The 23535-nt window shown below is 72.8% G+C and carries 21 protein-coding genes and 1 tRNA gene; 14 read left to right on the forward strand and 8 right to left on the reverse strand.

Going from position 1 to position 23535, the window contains the following annotated elements; genetic code table 11:
* Nucleotides 1–53: 53 nt before the first annotated feature.
* Both ABZX65_RS10550 and ABZX65_RS10555 read right to left on the reverse strand, forming a co-directional pair.
* Complete coding sequence (locus tag ABZX65_RS10550; RefSeq protein WP_355336677.1) at nucleotides 54–1409, reverse strand: protein kinase; 1356 nt, start codon at nucleotides 1407–1409, stop codon at nucleotides 54–56.
* 17 nt (nucleotides 1410–1426) lie between these two features.
* Nucleotides 1427–1990 (reverse strand): DNA-binding protein, encoded by a 564-nt coding sequence (locus ABZX65_RS10555; RefSeq protein ID WP_355336678.1) that lies wholly within the window; start codon nucleotides 1988–1990, stop codon nucleotides 1427–1429.
* 106 nt (nucleotides 1991–2096) lie between these two features.
* Here ABZX65_RS10555 and ABZX65_RS10560 point away from each other — a divergent pair.
* The 5 genes from ABZX65_RS10560 to ABZX65_RS10580 all read left to right on the forward strand — a co-directional run bounded on the left by ABZX65_RS10560 (nucleotide 2097) and on the right by ABZX65_RS10580 (nucleotide 5915).
* Nucleotides 2097–2169: transfer RNA gene (locus ABZX65_RS10560), tRNA-Ala, on the forward strand.
* Between the two features lie 203 nt (nucleotides 2170–2372).
* The gene (locus ABZX65_RS10565; protein ID WP_355336679.1) at nucleotides 2373–3584 is read left to right on the forward strand and encodes a helix-turn-helix transcriptional regulator; all 1212 of its coding nucleotides are present in this window, start codon (nucleotides 2373–2375) and stop codon (nucleotides 3582–3584) included.
* 217 nt (nucleotides 3585–3801) lie between these two features.
* Nucleotides 3802–4032 (forward strand): hypothetical protein, encoded by a 231-nt coding sequence (locus ABZX65_RS10570; protein WP_355336680.1) that lies wholly within the window; start codon nucleotides 3802–3804, stop codon nucleotides 4030–4032.
* Nucleotides 4033–4052: 20 nt separating this feature from the next.
* The gene (locus tag ABZX65_RS10575; RefSeq protein ID WP_355336681.1) at nucleotides 4053–4190 is read left to right on the forward strand and encodes a hypothetical protein; all 138 of its coding nucleotides are present in this window, start codon (nucleotides 4053–4055) and stop codon (nucleotides 4188–4190) included.
* Between the two features lie 1077 nt (nucleotides 4191–5267).
* Complete coding sequence (locus ABZX65_RS10580; RefSeq protein ID WP_355336682.1) at nucleotides 5268–5915, forward strand: hypothetical protein; 648 nt, start codon at nucleotides 5268–5270, stop codon at nucleotides 5913–5915.
* A gap of 21 nt (nucleotides 5916–5936) precedes the next feature.
* Here ABZX65_RS10580 and ABZX65_RS10585 read toward each other — a convergent pair whose 3' ends face one another.
* Together ABZX65_RS10585 and ABZX65_RS10590 are read right to left on the reverse strand one after the other, a co-directional pair.
* A complete protein-coding gene (locus ABZX65_RS10585) occupies nucleotides 5937–6851 on the reverse strand; it encodes a serine hydrolase (RefSeq protein WP_355336683.1) in 915 nt (304 codons plus the stop codon).
* On the reverse strand, nucleotides 6848–7846 hold the full coding sequence (locus ABZX65_RS10590) for a LysR family transcriptional regulator (protein WP_355336684.1): 999 nt from the start codon (nucleotides 7844–7846) through the stop codon (nucleotides 6848–6850). The genes ABZX65_RS10585 and ABZX65_RS10590 overlap by 4 nt, the downstream gene beginning before the upstream one ends.
* Nucleotides 7847–8124: 278 nt before the next feature.
* On the opposite strand from ABZX65_RS10590, the gene bla reads away from it, so the two are divergent.
* Complete coding sequence (gene bla / locus ABZX65_RS10595) at nucleotides 8125–9114, forward strand: class A beta-lactamase (protein WP_355336685.1); 990 nt, start codon at nucleotides 8125–8127, stop codon at nucleotides 9112–9114.
* A 56-nt stretch (nucleotides 9115–9170) separates the two neighbouring features.
* On the opposite strand, the gene ABZX65_RS10600 is transcribed toward bla, so the two are convergent.
* A complete protein-coding gene (locus ABZX65_RS10600; RefSeq protein ID WP_355336686.1) occupies nucleotides 9171–10589 on the reverse strand; it encodes a helix-turn-helix domain-containing protein in 1419 nt (472 codons plus the stop codon).
* 188 nt (nucleotides 10590–10777) lie between these two features.
* Between ABZX65_RS10600 and ABZX65_RS10605 the strand changes: the two genes are divergently transcribed.
* Nucleotides 10778–11518, forward strand: coding sequence for a DUF4232 domain-containing protein (locus ABZX65_RS10605; protein WP_355336687.1), 741 nt, complete (start codon nucleotides 10778–10780; stop codon nucleotides 11516–11518).
* 56 nt (nucleotides 11519–11574) lie between these two features.
* On the forward strand, nucleotides 11575–12405 hold the full coding sequence (locus tag ABZX65_RS10610) for a methyltransferase domain-containing protein (protein ID WP_355336688.1): 831 nt from the start codon (nucleotides 11575–11577) through the stop codon (nucleotides 12403–12405).
* Nucleotides 12406–12557: 152 nt separating this feature from the next.
* Here ABZX65_RS10610 and ABZX65_RS10615 read toward each other — a convergent pair whose 3' ends face one another.
* Nucleotides 12558–13202, reverse strand: coding sequence for an NAD(P)H-dependent oxidoreductase (locus ABZX65_RS10615; RefSeq protein ID WP_355336689.1), 645 nt, complete (start codon nucleotides 13200–13202; stop codon nucleotides 12558–12560).
* Between the two features lie 84 nt (nucleotides 13203–13286).
* Here ABZX65_RS10615 and ABZX65_RS10620 point away from each other — a divergent pair, with 84 nt between their 5' ends.
* From ABZX65_RS10620 to ABZX65_RS10630, 3 genes are all read left to right on the forward strand, one after another.
* Nucleotides 13287–13826: a MarR family winged helix-turn-helix transcriptional regulator gene (locus ABZX65_RS10620; RefSeq protein WP_355336690.1), complete on the forward strand. Its 540-nt coding sequence runs from the start codon at nucleotides 13287–13289 to the stop codon at nucleotides 13824–13826.
* A 61-nt stretch (nucleotides 13827–13887) separates the two neighbouring features.
* On the forward strand, nucleotides 13888–17349 hold the full coding sequence (locus tag ABZX65_RS10625; protein ID WP_355336775.1) for a BTAD domain-containing putative transcriptional regulator: 3462 nt from the start codon (nucleotides 13888–13890) through the stop codon (nucleotides 17347–17349).
* Between the two features lie 203 nt (nucleotides 17350–17552).
* Complete coding sequence (locus tag ABZX65_RS10630; RefSeq protein ID WP_355336691.1) at nucleotides 17553–19151, forward strand: MFS transporter; 1599 nt, start codon at nucleotides 17553–17555, stop codon at nucleotides 19149–19151.
* Nucleotides 19152–19351: 200 nt separating this feature from the next.
* On the opposite strand, the gene ABZX65_RS10635 is transcribed toward ABZX65_RS10630, so the two are convergent.
* Nucleotides 19352–20164 carry a DUF5324 family protein gene (locus ABZX65_RS10635; protein ID WP_355336692.1) on the reverse strand — a complete coding sequence of 271 codons (813 nt, stop codon included), beginning with the start codon at nucleotides 20162–20164 and terminating at the stop codon, nucleotides 19352–19354.
* Nucleotides 20165–20420: 256 nt separating this feature from the next.
* Between ABZX65_RS10635 and ABZX65_RS10640 the strand changes: the two genes are divergently transcribed.
* Entirely contained in the window at nucleotides 20421–20948 is a 528-nt protein-coding gene (locus ABZX65_RS10640; protein ID WP_355336693.1) for a peptidylprolyl isomerase, read from the forward strand.
* A 171-nt stretch (nucleotides 20949–21119) separates the two neighbouring features.
* On the forward strand, nucleotides 21120–21974 hold the full coding sequence (locus ABZX65_RS10645) for a rhomboid family intramembrane serine protease (RefSeq protein ID WP_355336694.1): 855 nt from the start codon (nucleotides 21120–21122) through the stop codon (nucleotides 21972–21974).
* Nucleotides 21975–22269: 295 nt separating this feature from the next.
* On the opposite strand, the gene crgA is transcribed toward ABZX65_RS10645, so the two are convergent.
* Nucleotides 22270–22527 carry a cell division protein CrgA gene (gene crgA / locus ABZX65_RS10650; RefSeq protein WP_188281586.1) on the reverse strand — a complete coding sequence of 86 codons (258 nt, stop codon included), beginning with the start codon at nucleotides 22525–22527 and terminating at the stop codon, nucleotides 22270–22272.
* Nucleotides 22528–22742: 215 nt separating this feature from the next.
* Here crgA and ABZX65_RS10655 point away from each other — a divergent pair, with 215 nt between their 5' ends.
* Nucleotides 22743–23447 (forward strand): DUF881 domain-containing protein, encoded by a 705-nt coding sequence (locus ABZX65_RS10655; RefSeq protein ID WP_355336695.1) that lies wholly within the window; start codon nucleotides 22743–22745, stop codon nucleotides 23445–23447.
* Nucleotides 23448–23535: the final 88 nt, after the last annotated feature.

Below are 23535 nucleotides of genomic sequence, written 5' to 3' on the forward strand. Positions count from 1 at the left end.
TCGCTCTCCTGGAGGGCGGCTGTTACCCGTTTCCGCGCGGAGGCACGGCGGCTCTAGGAGGCCAGCAGGGCCAGGATGCCGACGACGAAGCACAGGACGGCGACGACGAGGACCGGCACGACCACCTTGGCCGAAGGGCCCGGCGTGGGCGCGCGGACCGGGAGGCGGGCCGAGACCGTACCGGCGCTGTGACCGGCCGCGGGGTCCACGGCGGCCGGGCCGGTGGCCGCCGGGTCGGGCAGCGGGCGCGTCGGGGCCGTACGGGCGATGGGCGCGGCCGGGGGGAGCGGCTGGGCGGGGGTGTACGGCTCCGCGCGGGTCCTGGTGTGGGTGACCGGCTGTACGGGGGCGGGGGCCGTTGTCTGCGGGCCGACTGTCTGCGGGGTGGCCGTCTGCGGGGCGGCGACGGGGAAGCCGGTGGTGAGGGCGCGGGCCGGTTCCGGGACGGCCGGGGCGGCGGGCGCGGCGGGTTCCGGTTCCGCGGGCCCCGCGTGCCTCGCGCGTTCCGCGGACTGCGCGGACTTGGCGGGCAGCGGGCCGTCCGGGCCGAAGCCCTCGGGCAGCGGGCCGATCTGGTCGAAGACCTCCACCGGTTCGTCGCCCGCGGCCGGTTCCCCGATCAGCTCCACGGCGGCAGCCAGCGCCTTGCGCGCGCCGGTGGCCGTACGGAATCTGGCCCGCGGGTCGGGTTGCAGCAGCGCGCCGATGACCTGCCACAGCGGCTCCGGCACCCCCACGGGCGCGGGCGGCATGCCCATCGTCAGGAAGCGCTCCGAGATCGCCTGCGCGTCCGGCTTCTGCCCGCCCAGCAGATAGAGCGCGACCAGGCCCACCGCGTAGAGGTCGGCGGGGACGTCGGGCTCGGCGCCGAGCATCTGCTCCGGCGCGAAGTAGCCGGGTGTGCCGACCACGTAGTCCGTCTCGGTCAGCCGCGGCTCGCCCTTGCGCATGGCGATGCCGAAGTCCGACAGGCGCAGGTGCGGGGTGCCGGTGCCGGTCGCCTCCAGCAGGATGTTCGCGGGCTTGATGTCGCGGTGGACGACGCCCTCGGCGTGCACGGCGGTCAGCCCGGACAGCAACTGGTCGAGCAGCACGCACACATAGTGCGGCGGCAGCGGCCCGTAGTCGCCGATCAGGTGCGACAGCGAGCCGCCGTGCACCAGGTCCATGGTGAACAGCACCTTGTCGTCGTCGGCCGCCCAGCTCGCCGGGGCCAGCACATGGGGGTGGTCGATCCGCATCGCCTGTTCGCGGACGAAACGCAGCAGCGCGTGCGCGTCGCTCTGCTGGAGGACCTTGGCGGCCACGTAGCGGCGCCTGCGGCGGTCCCACGAGCGCCAGACCGCGCCCACGCCGCCGCGGCCGATCGGGTCCACCAGTTCGTACCGGCCCGCGAAGACCTCACCCATGGTGCGCGCCCCTCCCCTCAGTCCTGATGCGCCTCGTAGTGCGCGACCGCCTCACCGGTCCGCCCGGCGCCGTACACACGAAGGAACTCTGCCAGTTGCGGGTGGGCGGGCGCGAGGGAGTGCGCCGCCCGCTCGATCTCCTGCGCGGACGCGACCGACCGCAGCACGTCCTGGATGCCCCGCACCACCTGCCGCGCGGGCGCCGCCGGGAGCTCCCCGGCCGCCGAGTGCGTCGTCGTCCCGCCCAGCACCGACGACCCGGCCAGCTCCCGGATCTCGTCCATCCGCGCCGCGGCCTCGATCGCCCCCGTCCGGCCCTCCGCCACCTGCCACGCCAGCTCCTGCAACGCCTGCAACCGCTGCACCACCGCCGGATTCCCGATCTTCGCCCGCTGCCCGCTCATGAGCTGCGACAGCATCGGCGCCGACAGCCCCAGCACCGCCGCCAGCCGCGCCTGGTTCAGCCCCAGGTCCGCCAGCAGCCGCCTGAACAGATCCCCCAACGGCTCCCCGTACCACCCCCGCTGCAACTCCCTCGCCTCCTGCGCGCGACGTGCCGAGTCCTGCGCCGACGCATCCATACGCGCTCCCAATTTGCTCCCGCGAATCCAGCAAACCCATCCTACGGACCCACCCCCATACCCGTTCGGCCCCCGCCCCCGGAACCGGTACGCTGTCTCCCGTAGCGGGGCCTTAGCTCAGTTGGTAGAGCGCTGCCTTTGCAAGGCAGATGTCAGGAGTTCGAATCTCCTAGGCTCCACAGCGTTTGTGCAGTTCAGCGGCCCTCCCGCCCGGTCCGGGCGAGGGGGCCGCTGGCGTGCGGTGCACATTTAGTCCACATGCGGTCGCGGCCCGCCCCGGGGCCGCCGACCTCCCGTGCCTTACGTTCGGCCTTCTCCGCTATGGCCCTTGCCATGTTCAGGACGCACAGGTCGAGGACGAGCCAGGGCGTACCGTGATGGCGTGGCGAAGGAAGATCTGGGGCGTACGCTGCGGCGGTTGCGTCGCTTGGCCGATCTCACGCAGGAGGAGTTGGCGGAGCGTTCGAACGTCTCGGTGGACGTGATCCGCCAGCTCGAACAGGGACGCAAGCATTCCGCGCGGCTTCCGACTCTCCACGCGCTGGCGAATGGTCTGGGCGTGGAGCTGACCACCCTCCTCGGCGATCCGCCGGCCGTCGCCTCGGGCGAGACCGACGGACCACGCTTCGTCGCCGTGCGCCGTGCGATCGTGCCTGTTCTCTGGGGGCCGCCGCCGGATCCCACCGGTCCGGACTTCTCCGTGAGCGGCCTGTGGGATCGGATCGCTGACGCGTGGACGCGATATCACGCAGCGGAATTCGACGCCGTGATGGAGGCGCTTCCGGCCCTGATCTCGCAGGCCCGTTCCGCCTCGGTCTCCGGCGGGGACGGCGACCGTGCGGCTGGGTTCGCGGCGCTTGGCAAGGCACTGCAACTCGGCGGACACGTCGCCGTCCGGATGGGCAAGACGGACTTGGCGTTGACGAGTCTGGAACGTGCCATAGGGGCTGCCGAGCAGTCCTGCGATCCGCTGCTCGTGCCGATGATCGTCAACTCGATGGCGTGGACCTACCAACGGCAGGGTCGCCTGGAGGACGCACTGGGCATCGCGCTCGGTGCCGCCGACGCCATGAAGAAGGCCGAGCACACCGCCACGGCCGACGGGCTCAAGGTGTGGGGCGCACTGACCATGAGCGCCGCCACGTCCGCCGCGAGAAGCGGCGACTACGACCGGGCGGCGGCGATGATGGAAACGGCCGAGGCGGAGGCCGCGCGGGTCTCCAAGCTGCCCGATGGCAGCGACAATCGCATGATCAGCGTCTTCAGCCCGTCGTCGGTTCGCATCGAACGCGTCCGCCTGGCAGTCCAGTACGGGCACGCCGCCGACGCTCTGACCCTGGCCAAGGGCATGCGCCTGTCCAAGGACACGCCTCCCTCATGGCGGACGTGGCTGCTCCTCGACGTCGCCCGCGCGCACTCGGACATGGGGGACGCGCCCGGGGCCGTCAAGACGCTGGAATCGTTGCGCCGCGTCGCGCCGACCTGGATGCAGCACCACACCCTGGCCGTCGCCATCGTGCGCGACCTGTGGGCGCTCCCCAACCACCCGCCGGGGCTGCGGCCGTTGGCCGAGTTCTTGGGCGTCGCGGATTAGCGTCGCGGAAGTAGGACGCTGCGTCACTGTTGGCGCACTCGGCGCTTCGTAAGTCTGGCTCTTAGGACCCCGGCGGCCGTGCTCGCGGCCCCGGGGCATGGCCGACGCTGCGAAGGAGCGCTGACGTGCAGAACCCTGGCCGCCACCTGTTCGGTTACCGGAGGGGCGTGTGATGTCTTCTGTCGTGCCGTCAGCTCCGGCCGGATGCCGTCCCCTTGTGGAGAGAGCGTGGCCGCCCGCCCTCCTGTCGGTACGGATCGAGGTGCACGACGCCGGCTCGGGCAAGCCTGAGCGCGTCCGGGCGTCGGCGAGCGCGGAGTCCGGGCGCGGCCTCGACCTGGTTGACGCCCTGACCGGCGGGGAGTGGGGAGTGAGCGACCGGGACGGTGTCGGCAAGATGGTGTGGGCCGTGTGCCTGGGCACCCGCGTTACGGGGGCGGACGAATGACGTTTCCTGACACGACGTCGGTGCCACGTCGATGGGAGATCGTCGCCACCGACGGTCGGGCGGCCGAGACGCTCCACGACTTCGCCGACCTGCTCACCGACCGGGTCGCGCCCGGTCTGGCCGCCGCTCATCAGCGTCGAAGTCATCTTCAGGTCTGATGAGTACGAGGCCCCCTTGGCAGGCGCAGGAGCGAAAGCTTCCTGATCGACCAGCGCACCCACTCCCAACGCGGCATCGAATGCCTCCAGGAAGTCCGTTGCGGCTTTTCGCACCTCACCGCACCGAGCCTTGGGTCAAGGAAGTGACGAAGCGCATCGCCGGCCTGGCCGCATGACCCTCGTCTCTTCCCCGACGACCGGTCCTCGCTGAGGGGGCGGGTCACTCGCGCATTGCGAGCGAGTCGCAGCCCTGGTGTCCGATGCCCGGCCGGCCCCGGCCGACTCCTCGCACGCGAACCGCCTGAAGTTGCCCGGCCCCCGGAAACGTGGTGCGTCTCCGGGGGCCGGGCTAGTTTCAACGCTGCGAGATCAGGTGCGCCAGCACCAGAAAGATGCAGCACGCCCCGACGTGTGTGACGCCCGCTTTGACGGTTCGTACGGCGCGGCGGGCGGTGCCCCTCGGCACGGTGAGGCGGGTCCGGCCGACAGTCAGATCGACGTATGCGCGGCGCTTGTCCTGCTTCTCCCGACGGCGGGAAGTCTTTATGGAGGGCATGCTTTTTCTCCTATCCGTTCGTTGTCGGACAGGACTGTGGGGCACGCGGGGGTAAGCCGCGCAACCCCACTCTGACATGCAGTTTTGTCGAACGCAGGTGCGCCTGGCGCCGACGGGGTGAGCTGCGCAAGTCCCCGTTCACGTCTGCGCGGCCGCTCTCCGCAGCAGAGCACCCCCCGCCCCTCAGGCGGCAACGGTTCCTCGTGCTTGGCGTAGTGCAGGAGCTGCCGACTCCGTGCGGAATGACGAAGTTCGCTGATGTCCACGATCTTGGCGGCGGCGTTGGCGGAGAGTGGAAGCTGGCATGGCTGCCACTCATGCGCATCCAGCACACGTGCACACCGAAGATCGCGGACCCGCCCCGGGCCCGGTCCCTCACCGCCCGCGCCCCATCCTCCGTCGTTCACCGTCTCATGCGTGCGGGGTGACGACTCGGGTGGATGAGGGCAAAGCCTGCGCGGTCGCGGGGAGTTGACGGTAGCGTGCGGGCCGATATGGTCCCTTTTCCTGATGATTGCGACGTGCCCGACCGTGAGGCGGTCCTCGCCCAGGCGATTCCCTTCGACCGCGACCGCTGGATATCCCGTTTGCCGGATCCGGCATGGTGGCCGGTCGCGCTCGACGCGTGTCCGCGGGACGGACGCTGGCAGCGGGTGGACCGCAGGACCGTCTTCCGCGTCGCCGAAAGCGCCGACAGCGCGGAGGGGCGTCGGCATCTGCTGGTCGCCTCTTTGGTGTGGGGATCGGGCACCAAGGCGTTGACGGTGGACAGACGGGCGAGGATCTTCGCGGATCCCGCGGCCGCCGCGGACATCGACGCCCGGCTGACCGCGGCGCTCGGCACACTCCGCACGCACGGCCCTGTCGAGGCGTACCGGGCCTTGAAGAGCGGCCAGCGGATTCGCTTTCTGGGACCGGCCTTCTTCACCAAGGTTCTTTACTTCGCGGGACACGACGGGGGAGCCGATCCGCGACCGCTCATCCTGGACAGCGTGGTCTCCCGCGCCCTCCGGAAAGCCGGGCTTGTGGACGGCGGGTGGCCGAACAACGGGTGGACCCCGCCCCAGTACGAGCGGTACCTGGAGGGGGTGCGCGCGTACGCCGAGCGACGTGGGGTGCTCCCGGACCAGGTCGAGGCAGCGCTGTTCGCGTGCGGCAAGCGGGTGTGAACGGGCCAGGGCCGGGGGCGGTCAGGTGGTGCGGGTGGCGCGTAGTGCTTCCACCGCCAGTCGCGCCGCCGTGCCGATGACGGCGTCGGCGCGCGGGAGTTTGGTGTCGGAGCGGGCGGCCTGGGTGAAGACGACGGCGGTGTAGGCGGTGCCGTCGGGGAATTCGACGACGCCCGCCTCGTGGCGCAGTGAGCCGAAGGTGCCGGTTTTGCCGTAGACGGTGATGTCGTCGTAGGGGAAGCCCGAGGCGAGGCGGTGGGTCCAGGGCTGTCGGCGCATGACGTCGCGCATGAAGGCGCAACGGGCGGCGGAGGCGGCCTCATCGGTCCAGATCGCGCGGAGCAGGACGGCGATGTCGGCGGGGGTGCCGGACGCCGTGAAGGCCGGGTCGTACACGCCAGGGGGTGCGACCGAGTCGTTGTCGGCGACGCGGGCGAGGGCCGCGTCCAGGGAGGCGGCGCCCGTCTCGGCGACCAGGCGGCTGAACGTGCCGGCGGCGCCGCCGTGGACGCGGGTGTCGGGCATGCCCAGCTCGCGGCACATGGCGTCGACCACGTCGGGGCCGACCGCGCGGAGGACGGCGTCGGCCGCGGCGTTGTCGGAGATGGTCATCATCAGGACCACCAGGTCGCGCAGGGACATGGTGACGGGGTCGCGGAGTACGGAGACGCCGGTCGCGCCGGGGACGCGCTCGTCGGGCTCCAGCGTCACCGGGCGGCGCGGGTCGAGCAGCCCGGCGTCCGCGAGTCGGCAGAAGGCGGCCATCAGCGGCACCTTGTAGACGGAGGCGATGGGCAGCCGCTCGCCGGGGTCGATCGTCACCTGGTCGGACGGGCGGCGCAGATCCGCCACGTGCAGCCAGCCGCGGACGCCCGCGTCGTCGAACAGGGCGCGGATGGCCCGCTCGACCCCGCTCTTGTGCCGGGTGCCGCTCACGGCGCCACCCGCCGGGCCGGGACGCCGTGCGGAGAGTGCCCAGAGGTGTGAGGGGCCGCGACGCCACGGGCCAGGCTCTCCTCGAACCGCCGCGCCGTCCGCGCGGTCTCCCCCGCCCCCGGCCGCCGCGGATTCCAGGCCACCCGCAGCCGCAGCGGAAGCGGCGGATCGGCCGCCGCACGCCGCTCCACCCCCGAGGCCGTCAGCGTGTCGTCCGCCGTGACCAGCACCGCCTGGCCCGCCGCCACCAGCGCGAGCCCGGCGCGCTCGTCGGAGACCACCACCGTCTCCACCCGGCGGCCACGGCTGGCCAGGGTGTCCACGAACAGGTCGTGGGCCGCGGGCGCCTCGGCCCGCGGTCGTACGGCGACGGGCAGCCGCGGCGGCGCGCCACCGCCACCGGCACCGCCATCGTGACCGCCACCGCCACCGCCACCGCCACCCCCACCGTCGCCGTGAGAAACGTGCGGACCGGCCGGGGTGAGGAGCCAGGTCGGCAGCAGGATCACCCGGCCCGCGGTGAGACCGTGCAGCACGGACGGGTGCCGGATCACGGCGATGTCCAGCCGCCCGGCGGCGAGGTCGTTGAGCAGTACGGCCGTCGGCGCCGTCGTCACGCCGATGCGCGTCCGTTCACCGGTCCGTACCGGCGCGCCCGCGACCTCGGCCGCCGCGCCGGCCGCGAGGGGCGCGGGCACCTCGGGGGCCAGCCCGAGGCGCAGACGGCGGCCGTCGGCCTGCTCACGTGCACCGGTCTCGCGCAGCTCCGCGAGCGCGGCCAGCGCCCGGCGGGCGTGCGGCAGCAGCAGGGCGCCCTCCTCGGTGAGGGACACCCCGCGCTCGCGGTCGAAGAGGCGGACGCCGAGCAGCGACTCCAGCCGTCGCAGGCCCTGCGACAGCGGCGGCTGCGTGATGCCGACCCGCTGCGCGGCGCTCCCGAAGTGTCCCTCTTCCGCCAGCGCGACGAAGATTTCCAGATGCCGTTCCGTCAGCAATCCGTGCCCCCTGGCGTGGGCCGATACGGCCTGTGAATCGATCCGACATCAAGAGCATATTCGACATACGGCCCGGTCGCGGGCTTGACTCCGGGACGAGGGGCCGACCGTACGGTGTGCCCCCGCACCGACGCCGTGGGCCGTCCGCGGCCACCAGGACCGGCTCACCTCCTGAGCCGACCGGCGGCCCCCGGTGCGAACCCACCCACCTCAGAACTGCGAACCCACCCACCTCAGAACTGCGAACCCACCCCCCTCAGAACGGAGTCCCGCACCCCATGGACACCCGCGCCCCTGTCTCCCGCCGTTCCGCGCTCGCCACCCTCACCGGGATCGCGGCCGTGCCGATCACCGGCTGCGGCGGCTCCGGAACGTCCGCCCCGACCCGGTCGGGCGCGCGGCCGACGACGACGTCCCCGCCCGCGACCCGGCCCACCGGGCCCACGCGACCCGCCCCGGGCGCGACGAACGCCGCCGACCCCGCCACGCGGCGCGCCTTCGCCGACCTGGAGAAGAAGTTCGACGCCACCCTCGGCGTCCACGCGCTCGACACCGGCAGCGGCCGTACCGTCGCGCACCGCTCCGACGAACGCTTCGCGTACGCCTCCACCTGCAAGGCCCTGCTCGCGGGAGCCGTTCTGGAGAAGAACTCGCTGCGGCGGCTCGACCGCGTCGTGCGCTACGGCCGGGGTGACATCGTCAGCAACTCACCGATCACCGAGAAGCACGTGGCCACCGGAATGAGCGTGCGCGACCTGTGCGACGCGGCCATCCGGTACAGCGACAACGCCGCCGCGAATCTTCTCTTCCGCGAACTCGGCGGCCCCCGGCGGCTCCAGGACGCCCTGCGCGCGCTCGGCGACCACGTCACCCACTGCGACCGGTACGAACCCGCGCTCAGCGACGCCGTCCCCGGTGACCTCCGCGACACCAGCACGCCCCGCACCCTGGCCACCGACCTGCGCGCGTACGTCCTCGGGACGGCCCTCCCCGCCGACAAGCGCGCCGTGCTGACCGACTGGCTCGTGCGCAACACGACCGGGGACCACACCATCAGGGCCGGTGCGCCGCGCGGGTGGCGGATCGGCGACAAGACCGGCACCGGCGGGTACGGCACCCGCAATGACATCGCCATCGCCTGGCCGCCCGGCGGGGGCGCGCCGATCGTCCTCGCCGTCCTGTCCCGCCGCGCGGCCGAGGACGCGACCCGCGACGACGCGCTCATCGCCCGGGCGGCCGAAGTCGCCTTCGGAGCACTGACGCGGTAACGGCGTCACCCGCGTTGCCCGTGTCCGTACGTCACCGCGTCGTCCCCCGCCTCGCCTCAGCCGCCCTCCCGCTTGATCCAGTCGGTGTAGCCGGGCGGGTAGTCGTAGCCGGGACGGTTCACGTCGGCGCTGGTACGGAAGGGGACGCCCTTGTTGTCGATGTGGAGGGTGCCGTGGCGGGTGCCGCTCGACCAGTCCAGGAGCAGGTCCCAGCGGACGTCGTACGCCTTGGTGGTGGCGGTGACGCGGAAGACCTCGGGGTCCGACTCACTGACGCTGTACGGGAAGTCGCGCTGGCCGTTCTCCGGGGTGAGGTGCGGGCTGCCCTTGTCGAGGTCGACGCCGAAGTCCGCCGTCCCGACATTGCCGCCGCAGCCGACGGCCATCGCGTAGTCGTTCCAGGCGAGCGGCGCGGCCTTGGAGACGATCCGTACGTGCAGGGCCTCCAGGACGACGGTCTCGGAGCCGGTGCCCTGGACGGTGAGGGACAGGCGCTGTTCGTCGGAGGAGACCGCGCCGTACGCGGCGGCCCAGCGCGGTGAGTCCTGCTCGCTGGCGGGCGGCCCCATGTGCGAGGGCTCGGCGTCGACGAGGAAGTGCTGGCTGCACGGGTTCTCCTCGGCGCGGACGTAGGGGTGGACGTCGACGCTGACCGGCGGGGCCTTGCCGTCGCCTTCGCCGTCGCCGGTCCTGGTGGCGGGCGCGGCCCCGCCGGTCCTGGTGGCCGAGGGCGTGGTGGACGGGGTGCGGCTCGGCGCGGTCGAGGACGGGGTGGCGGGCGGCGTCGCGTTGGCCGCCGTACCGGTGGTCGTGGCGGCGGTTGTGCCGGTGGCGCCGACGGCCCGCTGCTTTCCGTCGGCGGAACCCCCGCCGTTCCCGCCGTCCCAGGGCCGGTCCACGGCGAGGACCACGGCTCCCAGGACGGCGGCCACGGTGACGGCCGCGATCAGGGCGTGACGGCGGCGGCGTGACGGCGGTGCGGGCGCGGGCGTGCGCGGCAGGTCGGTGACGACGAGGTCACCGTTTCCGTCGGTCTCGGCCTTGGCCTTGGCCGGGGTCCCGGCTTCTGCCCCGGCCCCGGTCTCGGCCCCGGCGCCCGCCTCCGCCGCTTGCGACAACGGCGCCGCCTGCTCCGTACCCGGTGCCTCCGCCGCCGCCCCCGCTTCCGCCGCTGCCGCCCCCGCCCGCGCCGCCGCGGCCTGTTCCGCGCGCCGGTCGCGCGCCGCGTCCGCGAGGATCCAGCGGCGGTGCAGCTCCATCAGTTCCTCGGGCGTCGCCCGGCAGACCCGCGCCAGGCGCTCGACCGGCGCGTACTCGTTCGGCACCGCGGTGCCGTTGCAGTAGCGGTGCAGCGTCGACGTGCTCATGTGCAGCCGCTTCGCCAGCGCCCCGTAGCTCAGGCCCGAACGGTCCTTGAGCTGCCGCAGCAGGGTCGCGAACTCGTTCGTTTCACCGGCCCCTGTTGCCACCGACATCAGTTCCTCCATCCCCCCGCGTCCCAGTCACGAATTCCAGGGGATGTGCGTTCCCCCTGCTCAGAGCCGGTTTTTCCATCCCAGCGTCCCCAACTGCCCGCCGACGGTGGTGGCTGGGACGGATTGCCCCGCAAGCTCCAGTCATCCAAGCAGCACCACCACCCGAACGACTAAGGGGCACCCGCCACATGTCCAGCATCCGGAACTCCCGTACCCGTACCCGTACCCGCTTCGTCACCGCCGCCGCGACCGTGGCGCTCGCCGCGTTCGCCCTGACCGCCTGCGACGACGGGTCGGGCAGCAGGGACGAGGGCGCCTCGCCGGCCTCTTCGTCCTCCTCCGACGGCTCGCCCTCGGTCACCCCGACCCTCACTCCCGGTTCCGGCTCCACCACTGCGGACGCCGGGGGCACGCCGGTCGGTTCGAAGCCCGCCGCGGACGGCTCGACCAAGAAGCCCGTGGCCAAGGCACCCGCGCCGAAGAAGCCCGGGGCCAAGGACACGGCGGTCACCTGCCAGGGCTCCAACACCAAGACGGTCGCGTCCCCGCTGAACCGTCCCGTGAACCACATGCTGCTCACGGTCACCAACACCGGCGGCAACCCCTGCCTCCTCTACACGTACCCGTCCGTGCAGTTCACCGACGCGCAGGCCGAGCCGCCGGTCATCGAGGAGTCCCAGCCGCAGGCGGTCGTCACCCTGAACCCGGGTGAGTCCGGCTACGCCGTCATCGTCCTGGCCGCCGCCGACGGCAGCGCTGAGCACGGCCGCACCGTGAAGACCCTGAACGTCTACTTCCACGGCCGCTCCGGCAACGAGAGCGTCGGCACCGGCGCCCACCCGTCGCTGCCCGCCGGGGGCACCTACATCGACGACTCGCTCAAGGTCAGCTACTGGCAGCAGTCGATGAACGACGCGATCTCCTGGTAGCCGCCCCTTCGGGGGAAGGAGCCCGCCGACGCGGGGGCGGTTGGTTGACTGGCGCCATGACGTCATCGACCTCATCGAGCTCACCGAGTTCACCGACCTCAGCCGTCTTCGAGACCGTCGCTCCCGGCTCCGTCGTCTACCTCGACCGTCTCGCCGCGACGGACCTGGGCCGCTTCTACAAGGGCCGCATGCTCGACGCACTCGATGTCAGGACCGGCCAGACGGTCCTGGACATCGGCTGCGGCCCCGGCACCGACCTCGGCGCCCTCGCCGACGCGGTCAGCGGTACGGGCACGGGCTCCGCCCCCGGCGCGGTCATCGGGGTGGACCACGACCAGGTCGCCGTCGACACCGCCAGGGAACGTACCGCCGACCGGGACACCGTCACCGTCCACCTCGGTGACGTCCACGAACTGCCCCTGGCCGACGGCAGCGTGGACCGCGCCCGCACCGACCGGGTGCTGCAACACGTCGCCGATCCCGTACGGGCGCTGCGCGAGGCCCACCGTGTGCTGCGGCCCGGCGGGCGGCTGGTGCTGGGCGAGCCGGACTGGGACACGCTGACCGTCGACCACCCCGACGACGAGCTGTCGCGCGCCTACACGCGGTACGTGACCGACGAGGTGATCCGTAACGCCCGGATCGGCAGGCAGCTCCCCCGGCTGGCGGCGGAGGCCGGTTTCACGGTGCCGACGGTCGTCCCGGTGACGCCCGCCTTCCGGGACGTCGGCGCCGCCGACAAGGTCCTCGGCCTGGAGCGGACCACGCAACGGGCCCTCGCCGCCGGGTACTTCACCGTCGAAGGGGCCCGTCGCTGGCTGGACCACCTGGCCTCACGACCCTTCCTCGCGGCCGTGACCATCTACATCGTGGTGGCGCAGGCGTAGCCGTGGCCCGGGCAGGTGGAGCCGGGGCAGGCCGGGCCGCGCCGGGGACGCCGCCTCTTCCCTGACGGCGGCGCCCCGCCGCCGCCGTGTTCGGCGCCTACGGCGCCGGGGCGTGATCCGCGAACCCTGAGGGGGCAGAGAACCCCGAGGGATCAGGCGGCCCGCACCGGCTGCCACAGCGCGTCGACGGCCTCCTCCGCCGCCGCGAGGCTCTTCTCGGCGAGCGGGATCAGCTCGGACATGGCCGGGGTGACCGGCGCGAGGGTCAGCTCGGCGGTGATGAAGCGCGGGACCAGGCCGGTCATGACCACGCCGTGCGGGAGCCACTGCTCCGCGTGGTCCCAGCCCTCGCGGGGGGTGCCGGGGGCGTAGCCGCCGCCGCGCGAGGCGAGGACGACGAAGTCGCGGCCGGTCAGCAGCGGGTCCCTCGTCTCGGCGTCGACGGAGAGACCGGGCACGATCAGGTGGTCGACCCACGCCTTGACGCTGCTGGGCGCGCCGAAGTTGTAGACGGGCAGACCGAGCAGAACGGTGTCCGCCTCCTTGACCTCACCGATCAGCGTCTCGGACAGCGCGTAGGTGGCGGCCTGCTCGGGGGTGCGGTCCTCGGCCGGGATCATCGCCACGCCCACGGTGCCGGTGTGGATGTGCGGAATCGGGTCCTTGCCCAGGTCGCGGTAGGTGACCGTGCCATCGGGGTGGGCGGCCTTCCAGGCGGCGGCGGCCCGCGCGGTCAACCGGCGGCTGACGGATCGGTCGCCCTGGACGCTGGAATCGATGTGCAGGAGGTGAGGCATCTCGTTAACCCTTCATACTTGGTTTGTGTAACGCCAACGATTTATAGCACGTCATGATTCCACGCCGCCCGATAGACTGAGGAAGTGGCCTCACTGCCCGTGCTCAACCAGCCCCCGCGACGTTCAGGCGCGCTGCTCGAACAGCTGACGCGCCGGATGCGACTGCACGCCGAGTCCGTGCTGACCCCGCTCGGCCTGCGCCCACGGCACCTGGTGGCCCTCACCGTCCTGCGTGACCAGCACGGCAGCACCCAGCAGGCGCTCTCCACGACGCTGATGATGGACCGCGCCAATGTCGTCGGCCTGCTCAACGATCTGGAGGCGGACGGCCTGATCGAACGGCTCCGCTCGCCCGAGGACCGCAGGCGCCACCTGGTGCAGCTCACCGACGAGGGCGGCAAGCGGCTGGCCAAGGCCGAATTCGCGCTCGCCCGCGTCGAGGACGAAGTCCTCTGCGCGCTCGACACCGGCCAGCGCGACACCCTCTACGATCTGCTCCAGCTCGCCGCGTCGGGACACGGCGTGGACGGGACGGCGACGGACGCGGCGTTGAACTGCGTGACCGACGCCCCGGCCGCCGTGCCGGAGTGCCTGGGCGAGGCGGGGGACACGGAGACCTGCTGACGGTGCCCGGGGAGCCACGGGCGGCGTCGGCCCGCGCTCCCGGGCGGAGAACGGGGGCGTGATGTTCGGCATCCTGGGCGCGACGCGGGTGGTGGGCGCGGACGGCGCCGAGGTCGCGCTGGGCGGCCCCCGGAGGCGCGCGGTGCTCGCCCTGCTGCTGCTCGACGCGGACCGGGCGGTGCCCGCCGAGCGGCTGATCGACGGCCTCTACGGCGACGAGCCGCCCGCGGGCGCGGGGAACGCCGTGCAGTCCCAGATCTCCCGGCTGCGCCAGGTGCTGCCGGTGCCGCTCGAAGGGCTCCCCGCGGGCTACCGGCTCGCCGTCGCACCGGACGAGGTGGACGCCCACCGCTTCCGGCGGCTGAGCGCCGAGGGCCGCGCCGCCCTGGCCGCGGGCGACCCGGTCCTGGCCGAGCGACTGCTGCGCACCGCCCTCGCGTTGTGGCGCGGCCCCGCACTCGCCGACGTCGGCCCCGCGCCCTTCGCCGCCGCGCAGATCACCCGGCTCGAAGAGCTGCGGACCGGCGCCGTCGAGGACCGAGTCGACGCCGACCTCGCCCTCGGCCGCCACCGCTCCCTGGTCGCCGAACTCGGCGAACTCGTCACCGCGCACCCGCTGCGGGAGCGCCCGCGCGGCCAGTTGATGCGCGCGCTGTACGGCAGCGGACGGCAGAGCGAGGCGCTGGAGGCGTACGAGGAGGCCCGGCGCGAACTGGCCGACTCCCTCGGCGCCGACCCCGGACCCGAACTGGCCGCCGTCCACCTCGCGGTGCTGCGCGGCGACCCGGCGCTGCTTCCACGGGACATCTCACGCGAGGCCCCGCGGGACGCGCCGGGGGTCGCCCGGCGGGATGTTCCACGGGACGCGCCGCAGGATGTTCCACGTGAAACAGACACGGCGGACAGGGTGGGCGCCGACGGACATGTTCCACGTGGAACATCGACGGAAGGCGCGGCAGGCTCAGGGGACGGCGCGCCCGCCCCGGCCCCGCCCCGGCACGAACTCCCCGCCCAGCTCACCAGCTTCGTCGGCCGGTCCGCCGAACTGAAGCGGATCGGTGAGCAGTTGGCGCGCCAGCGGCTCGTCACGCTCACCGGCCCCGGCGGCGCGGGCAAGACGCGCCTGGCGGTGGAGGCCGCGGGGCGGTACGCGCACGACGCCTGTTTCGTGCCGCTGGCCGGACTCAGCGACGGCGCGGAACTCCCGCAGGCCGTCCTCGGCGCGCTCGGCCTGCGGGCCGGCGGGCTGCTGGCGGCCGGATCGGCCGCGTCCGGCGGCCAGGGGCACGACCCCGGCCCGCACGACCCCGTCGCGCGGATCACCGCCGCCCTGGACGGCCGCCCGCTGCTGCTGGTCCTCGACAACTGCGAGCACGTGGTGGAGGACGCGGCCCGGCTGGCCGAGCGGCTGCTCGCCGGGTCACCGCTGCTGCGGCTGCTCGCCACCAGCAGGGAAGCCCTCGGCATCAACGGCGAGACGCTGTGCCCGGTGCCCACGCTCGACGTGCCCCGGCCCGGCACCGACCGCGAGCAGGCGCTGCGCTCCCCCGCCGTGCGGCTGTTCACCGAGCGGGCCGCCGCCGTACGCCCCGACCTCGACCTCGACGCGACCGCGGACCCGGCCACCGTGGACGCCGTCCTGCGGCTGTGCACCGCGCTCGACGGGCTGCCGCTCGCCATCGAACTGGCCGCGGCCCGGCTGCGTTCGCTGTCGGTCACCGACATCGCCGACCGGCTCGGCGCGCTCCCCGACGACGACGCCCCGTACAGCCTGGGCGTACGGCCCGACGCGCTCTTCCGGCTGCTGTCGCGCGGCAGCCGCACCGCCCAGCCGCGCCAGCGCACCCTGCGCGGGGTCGTCGACTGGAGCTGGGACCTGCTGCCCGACGACGAGCGGGCCGTGCTCCGCCGTGTCTCGGTCTTCGCGGGCGGCTGGACGCCCGCCGCCGCGGAGGCGGTGTGCGCGGACGGCGCGCGAATCCTCGCCGAGGACGTGCTGGACCTGCTGGACGCGCTGGTCGACAAGTCCCTGGTGGTCGCCGAGCAGCCGGACGGCGCGGGCCGGATCCGCTACCGCGCGCTGGAGTCGATCCGGGCGTACGGCGCCGAGCGGCTGACGGAGACGGGGGAGCGCGAGGCGACGGTGCGCGCGCACGCCGCGTACTTCCTGGACTTCGCGCTCACCGCCGACCCTCACCTGCGCCGCGCCGAGCAACTGGAGTGGCTGCGGCTGCTCGGCGACGAGCGCGACAACCTCCAGGCCGCGCTGCACCGCAGCCTGGAGGCGGGCGAGGTGCGTTCCGCGATGCGGCTGATCGCGGCCCTGTCCTCGTACTGGCTGCTGCGCGGCGTGCGCTACGAGGGCTTCGGACCCGCCCGCCAGGTCCTCGCCGCCCTCGGCCCGAATCCGCCGGAGGGGATGGAGGAGGAGTACGCGCTGTGCGTGATGGCGGTGGTCGGGATGCTGCCCGACCCCGAGGAGTTCGCCGACCATGTCGCGGCGGCGACCCGGGTGGTCGAGGCGATGCACCGGCTGTCCCGCCGCTACCCCGTGCTCACCTTGCTGTGGGCGCCCTTCGCCGGGGTCCCCGACGAGGGCATCGACGTCCTGGAAGCGGTCTTCGACGAGTTCCTCACCGAGCGGGACCACCCCTGGTACCGCGCGCTGATCCTGCTCGGCAGCGGATTCCAGTCCTGGCTGACGCGCGCCGACCCGGTCGCCGCGCGGATCCACTGCACCGCCTCCTACGAGGAGTTCCGCCGCCTCGGCGACCGCTGGGGCATGATCACCAACCTCAACGTGCTGGCCGACCTCGCCGACCACCGCGGTGAACTCGCGCTCGCCGACTCCCTCCTCGATGACGCGCTGCTGCTCGCCGAGGAGCTGGACTCGGCGCTCGACATGGCGGAGCTGCTCTGCATCCGCGCCGCGTACAGCACCAAGGCGGGCGACTACGCGACCGCCGCCGCGTACAGCGAGCGGGCCGTGGAGCTGTCCCGCCGGGCGGGCACCCCCGAGTGCCTGGCACTCGCCCACCTGGCGCTGGCCGAGTCCGTCCGGCTGCGCGGCGACGGCGACGGCGCCCGCGCGCTGTACGAGCAGGCGCTGGCCGAGTGCCCGGTCGGCTGGTTCTCCAGCAACGGCACCCGTTCCGCCGTCCTCGTCGCCCTGGGCCGGGTCGCCGTCGCCGACCGCGACCCGGAGCTGGCCCGCGGCCACTTCCGCGAGGCGGTCACCCTCGACAGCGTCGCCATGCGGCTCCCGCTCAACGGCGCCGTCGCCGCCGAGGCCACCGCGGGCCTCGCCCTGCTCAACGGCGACGCGCCACGGGCCGCCGCCCTCCTCGGCGCCGCCGAGGCCCTGCGCGGCCGGCCGCCCACCGGGCCGGACGCCGCCGCGACCGTCGCCGCCGTACGCGCCGCGCTGGGCGACGAGGCGTACGAGCGCGAGCGCGCGCGGGCCGCCGCCCTCGACCGCGACGCGGCACTCGCCGTCCTGACGGCGTACCTCACGGCGGACTGAGCGGACGGCGAACCGCCCGCCGCGTGGGCGAGACCGGCCCCGAGACCCGCGCCCCTGACGCTCTCCGACCGCCTGCCGCGTGCGGCTCCCGTCCTGGGACCCGCGCCCCGGCCCAGCCCCGACCGCCCGCTGACCGGATCGCGCCCCGGCCCTGTCAGCCGACGGTGCGCCGGCCGTCAGCGGGCCGCCGCACGCTGCTTGCCATGACGACGACACCGAACGACGACGTGAGGGGCGGCGGGAGCGCCGCCGAACAGGCGCACCGGCGGCGCTGGGCCGTCCTGGCCATCTGCTGCGTGGCCGCCGCGCTGCTGGGCATCGACAACAGCGTCCTCAACTACGCGATCCCGTCCCTGTCCCGCGAGCTGGGCCCGTCCTCCACTCAGCTCCTGTGGATCGTGGACATCTACGGCTTCGTCCTCGGCGGCCTGCTGATCGTGGCGGGCAACGTCGGCGACCGGATCGGCCGCAAGAAGCTCCTGCTGCTGGGCGTCGCGGGCTTCGGCGCCGCCTCCGCGCTCACCGCCTACGCCGACGGCCCCGGCATGCTGATCGCGTCCCGCGCGCTGCTCGGCCTGGCCGGGGCCACGATCATGCCGTCGACCCTGTCGCTGGTCCGCAGCGTCTTCGACGACCCCAAGGAGCGGACCACCGCGATCGGCATCAGCAGCGGCATCGGCGCGGCCAGCTTCGCGCTCGGCCCGGTCGTCGGCGGCGTGCTGCTCGACCACTTCTGGTGGGGCTCGGTCTTCCTGATCAACGTCCCCGTGATGGCCGCCGTCCTCGTCGCGGGCGCCGTCCTGCTCCCCGAGTCCCGCAATCCGCACCCGGGACGGCTGGACTGGCCGAGCGTGCCCCTGTCGATCGCCGGGCTCTTCGGCGTGATCTACGCGATCAAGGCCGCCGCACGCGACGGCGTCGACGACCACGCCGTCTGGATCTCGGCGGCCGTCGGCCTCGCCGCCCTCGTCCTCTTCCTGCGCCGCCAGACCACCCTCGCCGAACCGCTGCTCGACCTGAGGTTCTTCCGCAACCCCGCCTTCGCGGGGGCTGTCGGCTCCAACGTCGTGACGCTGTTCACCGCCACCACCCTGTCCCTCGGCTTCTCCCTGTACTTCCAGGTGGTACGCGGCTGGTCGCCGCTGACCGCGGGGCTCGCGCTGCTGCCGGGACCGCTGTCCGCCGCCTTCGCCGCGCCGCTGTCCGCGCTGCTGATCCCGAGGATCGGCCGGGCCCGTACCGTCTCGTTCGGCCTGCTGCTCATGGCGCTGAGCACCGCCGCGTTCGGGCTGATCGGCGCCGACACCAGCTACTGGCTGCTGCTTCCGGCGCTCGTCGTCAACGGCGCAGGACTGATCTTCGTCTTCTCGGTCACCGCCGACACTCTGCTGGCCAGCGTGCCCAGGACCAAGACCGGTACGGCCGCCGCCATTTCCGAGACCGCCATGGAGCTCGGCGGCGCCCTCGGTATCGCCATCCTCGGGTCGGTCCTCAGCGCCTTCTACCGCAACGGCCTCACCCTGCCCGCCGGGCTCTCCCCCGACCGGGCCGCCACCGCGCGCGAATCCGTCACCTCCGGCGTCGAGACCGGCGCCGCCCTGCCCGGCGCCACCGGGCGGCAGGTCGTCGCCGCCGCCAAGTCGGCCTTCACCGACGGGTTGCACGGCACCCTCTACATCGCCGCCGCGCTGATGCTGGCCGGTGCCGTGGCCGCCCTGTTCGCCCTCCGCGGGGTCCCCGCCGTGCTCGACGTCCCCGAAGCCCCCGCGGAACAGGCCCCCCAACCGGCCCCTGCCGTCTGACGACGGCGCACTTGTGCGCACGGCGGATACGAGCCCCGAAGGGGCGCGGGGAATTGCGCGCTCAGCCCCCGCCGGGCGTTCAGCCCGAAAACAACGGCAACCGCCCCGCTGGGGACGGTTCTCACCCGCGCCACGGCGCGATCAGCCGTGACGTGCCACACACGTCACGGCTGATCGCGCGATTCGTCCCTCGTCGGCGGTTAGGGGTAGGTGCCGCCCCGGCCCTCGTCGTCGGGGCGGTCGGCGTCGGCCTGCTTGGCCTCGACCTCGGGGTCGAGGCCATCGGCCTCGAGGGAGCCGTCGACCTGGTCGATCGTGCCGTTCGGCGAGGACCCGTTGGGGTGGCCGACCGGCTCGACGACGGTGAGGGTGCCGCTGCTGTTCACGGGACCGCGGTCGGCGACGTCGGTCGCCTCGGGCGGCTCCACCAGCCAGTCCGGGTTGGTCTGCTTCGACCACCACTTCCAGGCGGCGAAGGCCGCACCGCCGACGAGACCGGCGACGACGAGCCCGCGGAAGACCCGGCCGGTGCGCTCGCGGCGCACCCGCCTGCGGACCAGCCCGTCGATCTCGGCCGCGGTCACCTGACCGCGCAGGGCGTGCAGCGCGGCGGCACCGCGCAGCACCGCCTCGTCCTTGGCCGGACCGGCGACCGAGCGGGTCGCGGTCACGGCGGACTCCACCTTGGGCGCGGTGTAGTCGGCCGCCGCCCGCACTTTCGGCGCGGTGTAGTCGGCGGCGGCCCGCGCGCCGCGGCGGGTCCGCTTGGCGGCGGTGCCGAGCGCGTCGGCGGCCTTCGGCGGCACGGCCGACTTCGCCTGTTCGCGGGCCTGGTCGACCCGGTCGGCGAGATGGGCGTCGTACTGCTGCCTGGCCAGTGCGCCGGCCTGCTGCGCGTAGTACGCGGCGTTGTCCTTAGCCGTGCTCGCGTACGGCGCCGCCACCTCCGCGGCATGCCGCACGCTGTCCTTGGTCACGTCGGCTGCGTGGCGCACGCTGTCGATGCGGGTCACGGGATCCTCCTCCTCGGTGGCGTACGGTTTTCGCCTTTCCACCCAGTTTGAAATCATGCCTGTCGATGGCGGGTCCGGCATGTGTGGACGCGCATACGGGTCAGGTACCCGTTCCGAGCGGTCCGTCCCGGTGTCCGGGAGGGCCTTCGGGACGCGCCGCCGGCTCCCTTGCCACGGACCCTCGGGGAACCCCGCGCGCGCCACCGCGTCCGTGAAAGGATTTGTCCCTGTCAGCGAAGACTATGGAAGGTAGACCGTGGCCGAGCAGCTCTACGCCACCCTGAGGACCAACCACGGCGACATCGTGATCCGGCTGCTGCCGAACCACGCGCCCAAGACGGTGGACAACTTCGTCGGGCTCGCCGAGGGCACCCGCGAGTGGACCGACCCCCGTACCGGCCGGCCTTCCACGGCCAAGCTCTACGACGGCACCGTCTTCCACCGCGTCATTTCCGGCTTCATGATGCAGGGCGGCGATCCGCTGGGGAACGGCACCGGTGGTCCCGGCTACGAGTTCGCCGACGAATTCCACCCCGACCTGGCCTTCGACAAGCCCTATCTGCTGGCGATGGCCAACTCGGGCCCGGCCACCAACGGCTCGCAGTTCTTCATCACGGTCGCGCCGACCACCTGGCTGACCCGTAAGCACACCATCTTCGGCGAGGTCGCGGACGAGGCCAGCAAGAAGGTCGTCGGGTCGATCATCGGCGCGCCGACCAACCCGCGCACCGACCGGCCGCTGGACGACGTCATCATCGAGACGGTCGTGATCGAGAAGCGCTGACGCGGCCCGCCGCCCCGCGGCCCGTATCCCGTACCCTTCGGAAGCACCTTCGGGGAACGTCTCAGGGGAACGTCTTCGGGAACATCGCGCCCCGCCCGCACGTAGGAGTGGGCGGGGCGTCTCAGCGCCTCCGCGCCGCATCGCGAGGCGCTTCATTCAGGGAGAAGGCTCATGGACCAGGCGGTCTGCTGCTACCGGCACCCGGACCGGGAGACCGGTATTCGCTGCACCCGGTGCGACCGGCCGATCTGCCCCGAGTGCATGGTCAACGCGTCGGTCGGCTTCCAGTGCCCGGACTGCGTCAACGAGTCCAGCCGGCACACGGCGGCGCCGCGTACGGTCGCCGGCGGCACGGTCGCGGCCGACCCGTTCCTGATCACCAAGATCCTCATCGGCCTGAACATCGCGGTGTTCCTGCTGGTCCAGGCGGTCGGCGACCGGCTGGTCTACGACCTCGGGCTGTACGCGGTCTGCGGCAACGACCCGTTCGGACAGCACGGCTGCATCGGCGTCGCCCAGGGCCCCGACCAGTGGTACCGCCTCATCACCTCGGCGTTCCTGCACCAGGCGGTCCTGCACATCGGCTTCAACATGCTGTCGCTGTGGTGGATCGGCGCCCCGCTGGAGCGGATGCTCGGCCGGGCCCGCTATCTCGCGCTCTACCTGGTCTCCGCGCTCGGCGGCAGCGCGCTGGTGCTGCTGCTCGCCCCGTCGTCGCTCACCCTGGGCGCCTCGGGCGCGGTCTACGGCCTGTTCGGCGCGACGGCCGTGTTCATGCGGCGGATGCGCTACGACATGCGGCCGGTGCTGATCCTGCTGGCGCTCAACATCGTGTTCACCTTCACCTGGGCCGACGTGAGCTGGCAGGGCCACATCGGCGGACTGGTGGCGGGCACCGCGATCGCCATAGGGATGGCCTACGCGCCGCGCGAGCGCCGCGATCTGGTGCAGTGGGGGACCACGGCGGCGGTCCTGGTGGTCTCGATCGCGCTCAGCGTGATCGCTGTGGCGCAGGTCACGTCCTGAGGGACGGATTCGCGGCCGTGGACCCGTGTCCATTGGCGTTGATCACACGTTATCCACAGCGTGTAGGCGGGTCTTCGCAAGTTGTGCACAAGTCGCCGGAAGACCGTGTTTCAAGCCCGCACAAGCCCAAGATCAGCGAAAGACCGGTGGCCGACGTCCTGGCCACCGGTCGTACCGGCGTCAACCTCGTAGAGGTTATCCACAGATCTTCCGACCTTTTCCCCACTGTGGATAACCGTGTGGACAAACGTCCGGCAGCACGCCGACGCGGCCCCCGGCACCCCGCTGGGGACGGCTACTTCCACTGGGTGGACACGACGAACCCACCCGCGATGAAGCCGAAACCGACCACGATGTTCCAGTTGCCGAACGCTTCGACGGGCAGACTGCCCTGCGTCACGTAGAACAGCACGATCCACGCCAGACCGACGATGAAGAACGCCAGCATGAGCGGCGCGACCCAGTTGCGGTTGGTGTTGAACTTTATGGCGGTGGCCGTCTTCGCCGGTGGCGGCGTGAAATCGGCCTTCTTGCGGATCCGTGACTTCGGCACGAGGGACGCTCCTGTCGATGCGCTGCGTAACCGCGCGGGTGTGCGGGGTAAGCCGGGCGGGTTCTGGGCCTGGTAAGGGTCACTACCGCTTCCGGGCGTCCGTTAGCGTAGTGCTTCCTCGGGTTATAAGGAGACAGGGTACGGTGACGGATTCAGACGGGGTATCCCCCACCCCCTCCTCCCGTCCTGCCCACCGCACCGTAGCGCTGCGGACCATGAGTGCGGGAGTCTTCGCGCTCGCCGGACTGATCTTCTGGACCAGCTTCAACACCGCCAAGGGCGTCGACATCCGCAGCGACGACCCGCTGCCGAAGCTGTCCGACACCGTACGTACCAAGAACACCCGTAATCAGCAGCTGGAGGACCAGCTCTCCGGGGTGCGCAAGGACGTGGACCGGCTGACCCGGCAGGGCGACGGCGTCAGCCCCGCCGAGCGGGCCAGGCTCGACGCCCTCGACAAGGCGGCGGGCACCGGCAAGCTGACCGGCCCCGCGATCGACGTGACGCTCAACGACGCCCCGCCGAACGCGACCGCGCTGGTCCCCGGCGTCCCCGACCCGCAGCCCAACGACCTGGTCATCCACCAGCAGGACCTCCAGGCCGTGGTCAACGCGCTGTGGCAGGGCGGCGCCCAGGGCATCCGCGTCATGGACCAGCGGCTGATCTCCACCAGCGCGGTGCGCTGCGTCGGCAACACCCTGATCCTCCAGGGCCGCGTCTACTCCCCGCCGTACCGCATCACCGCCGTCGGCGACCAGGCCAAACTGCGCAAGGCGCTCAACGACAGCCCGGCCATCCAGAACTACCTCCAGTACGTGAACGCGTACGGCCTCGGCTGGAAGGTCGGCGCGCAGAAGCGGACGACGCTGCCCGGTTACTCGGGCTCGACCGACCTGCACTACGCGGAGCCGGCGTCGTGAGCGGCGGGCGTCCCCGGCCGAAGCATTGGCGAACGCATGCCGAAGCCTTTGTCCAGCCGGGCCCCCTATCACGCCGATCTCCCTTTAC

The sequence above is a fragment of the Streptomyces sp. NPDC003300 genome, from assembly GCF_040610915.1.
Classification (GTDB): Bacteria; Actinomycetota; Actinomycetes; order Streptomycetales; family Streptomycetaceae; genus Actinacidiphila.

What these genes read in the sequence shown, in the direction of transcription:
- ABZX65_RS10630 (WP_355336691.1), top strand. Translation starts at nt 17,553, where the DNA reads ATGACGACGACACCGAACGACGACGTGAGGGGCGGCGGGAGCGCCGCC.
- ABZX65_RS10555 (WP_355336678.1), bottom strand. Translation starts at nt 1,990, where the DNA reads ATGGATGCGTCGGCGCAGGACTCGGCACGTCGCGCGCAGGAGGCGAGG.
- bla (WP_355336685.1), top strand. Translation starts at nt 8,125, where the DNA reads ATGGACACCCGCGCCCCTGTCTCCCGCCGTTCCGCGCTCGCCACCCTC.
- ABZX65_RS10600 (WP_355336686.1), bottom strand. Translation starts at nt 10,589, where the DNA reads ATGTCGGTGGCAACAGGGGCCGGTGAAACGAACGAGTTCGCGACCCTG.
- ABZX65_RS10645 (WP_355336694.1), top strand. Translation starts at nt 21,120, where the DNA reads ATGGACCAGGCGGTCTGCTGCTACCGGCACCCGGACCGGGAGACCGGT.
- ABZX65_RS10605 (WP_355336687.1), top strand. Translation starts at nt 10,778, where the DNA reads ATGTCCAGCATCCGGAACTCCCGTACCCGTACCCGTACCCGCTTCGTC.
- ABZX65_RS10610 (WP_355336688.1), top strand. Translation starts at nt 11,575, where the DNA reads ATGACGTCATCGACCTCATCGAGCTCACCGAGTTCACCGACCTCAGCC.
- ABZX65_RS10550 (WP_355336677.1), bottom strand. Translation starts at nt 1,409, where the DNA reads ATGGGTGAGGTCTTCGCGGGCCGGTACGAACTGGTGGACCCGATCGGC.
- ABZX65_RS10655 (WP_355336695.1), top strand. Translation starts at nt 22,743, where the DNA reads ATGAGTGCGGGAGTCTTCGCGCTCGCCGGACTGATCTTCTGGACCAGC.
- ABZX65_RS10615 (WP_355336689.1), bottom strand. Translation starts at nt 13,202, where the DNA reads ATGCCTCACCTCCTGCACATCGATTCCAGCGTCCAGGGCGACCGATCC.
- ABZX65_RS10625 (WP_355336775.1), top strand. Translation starts at nt 13,888, where the DNA reads ATGTTCGGCATCCTGGGCGCGACGCGGGTGGTGGGCGCGGACGGCGCC.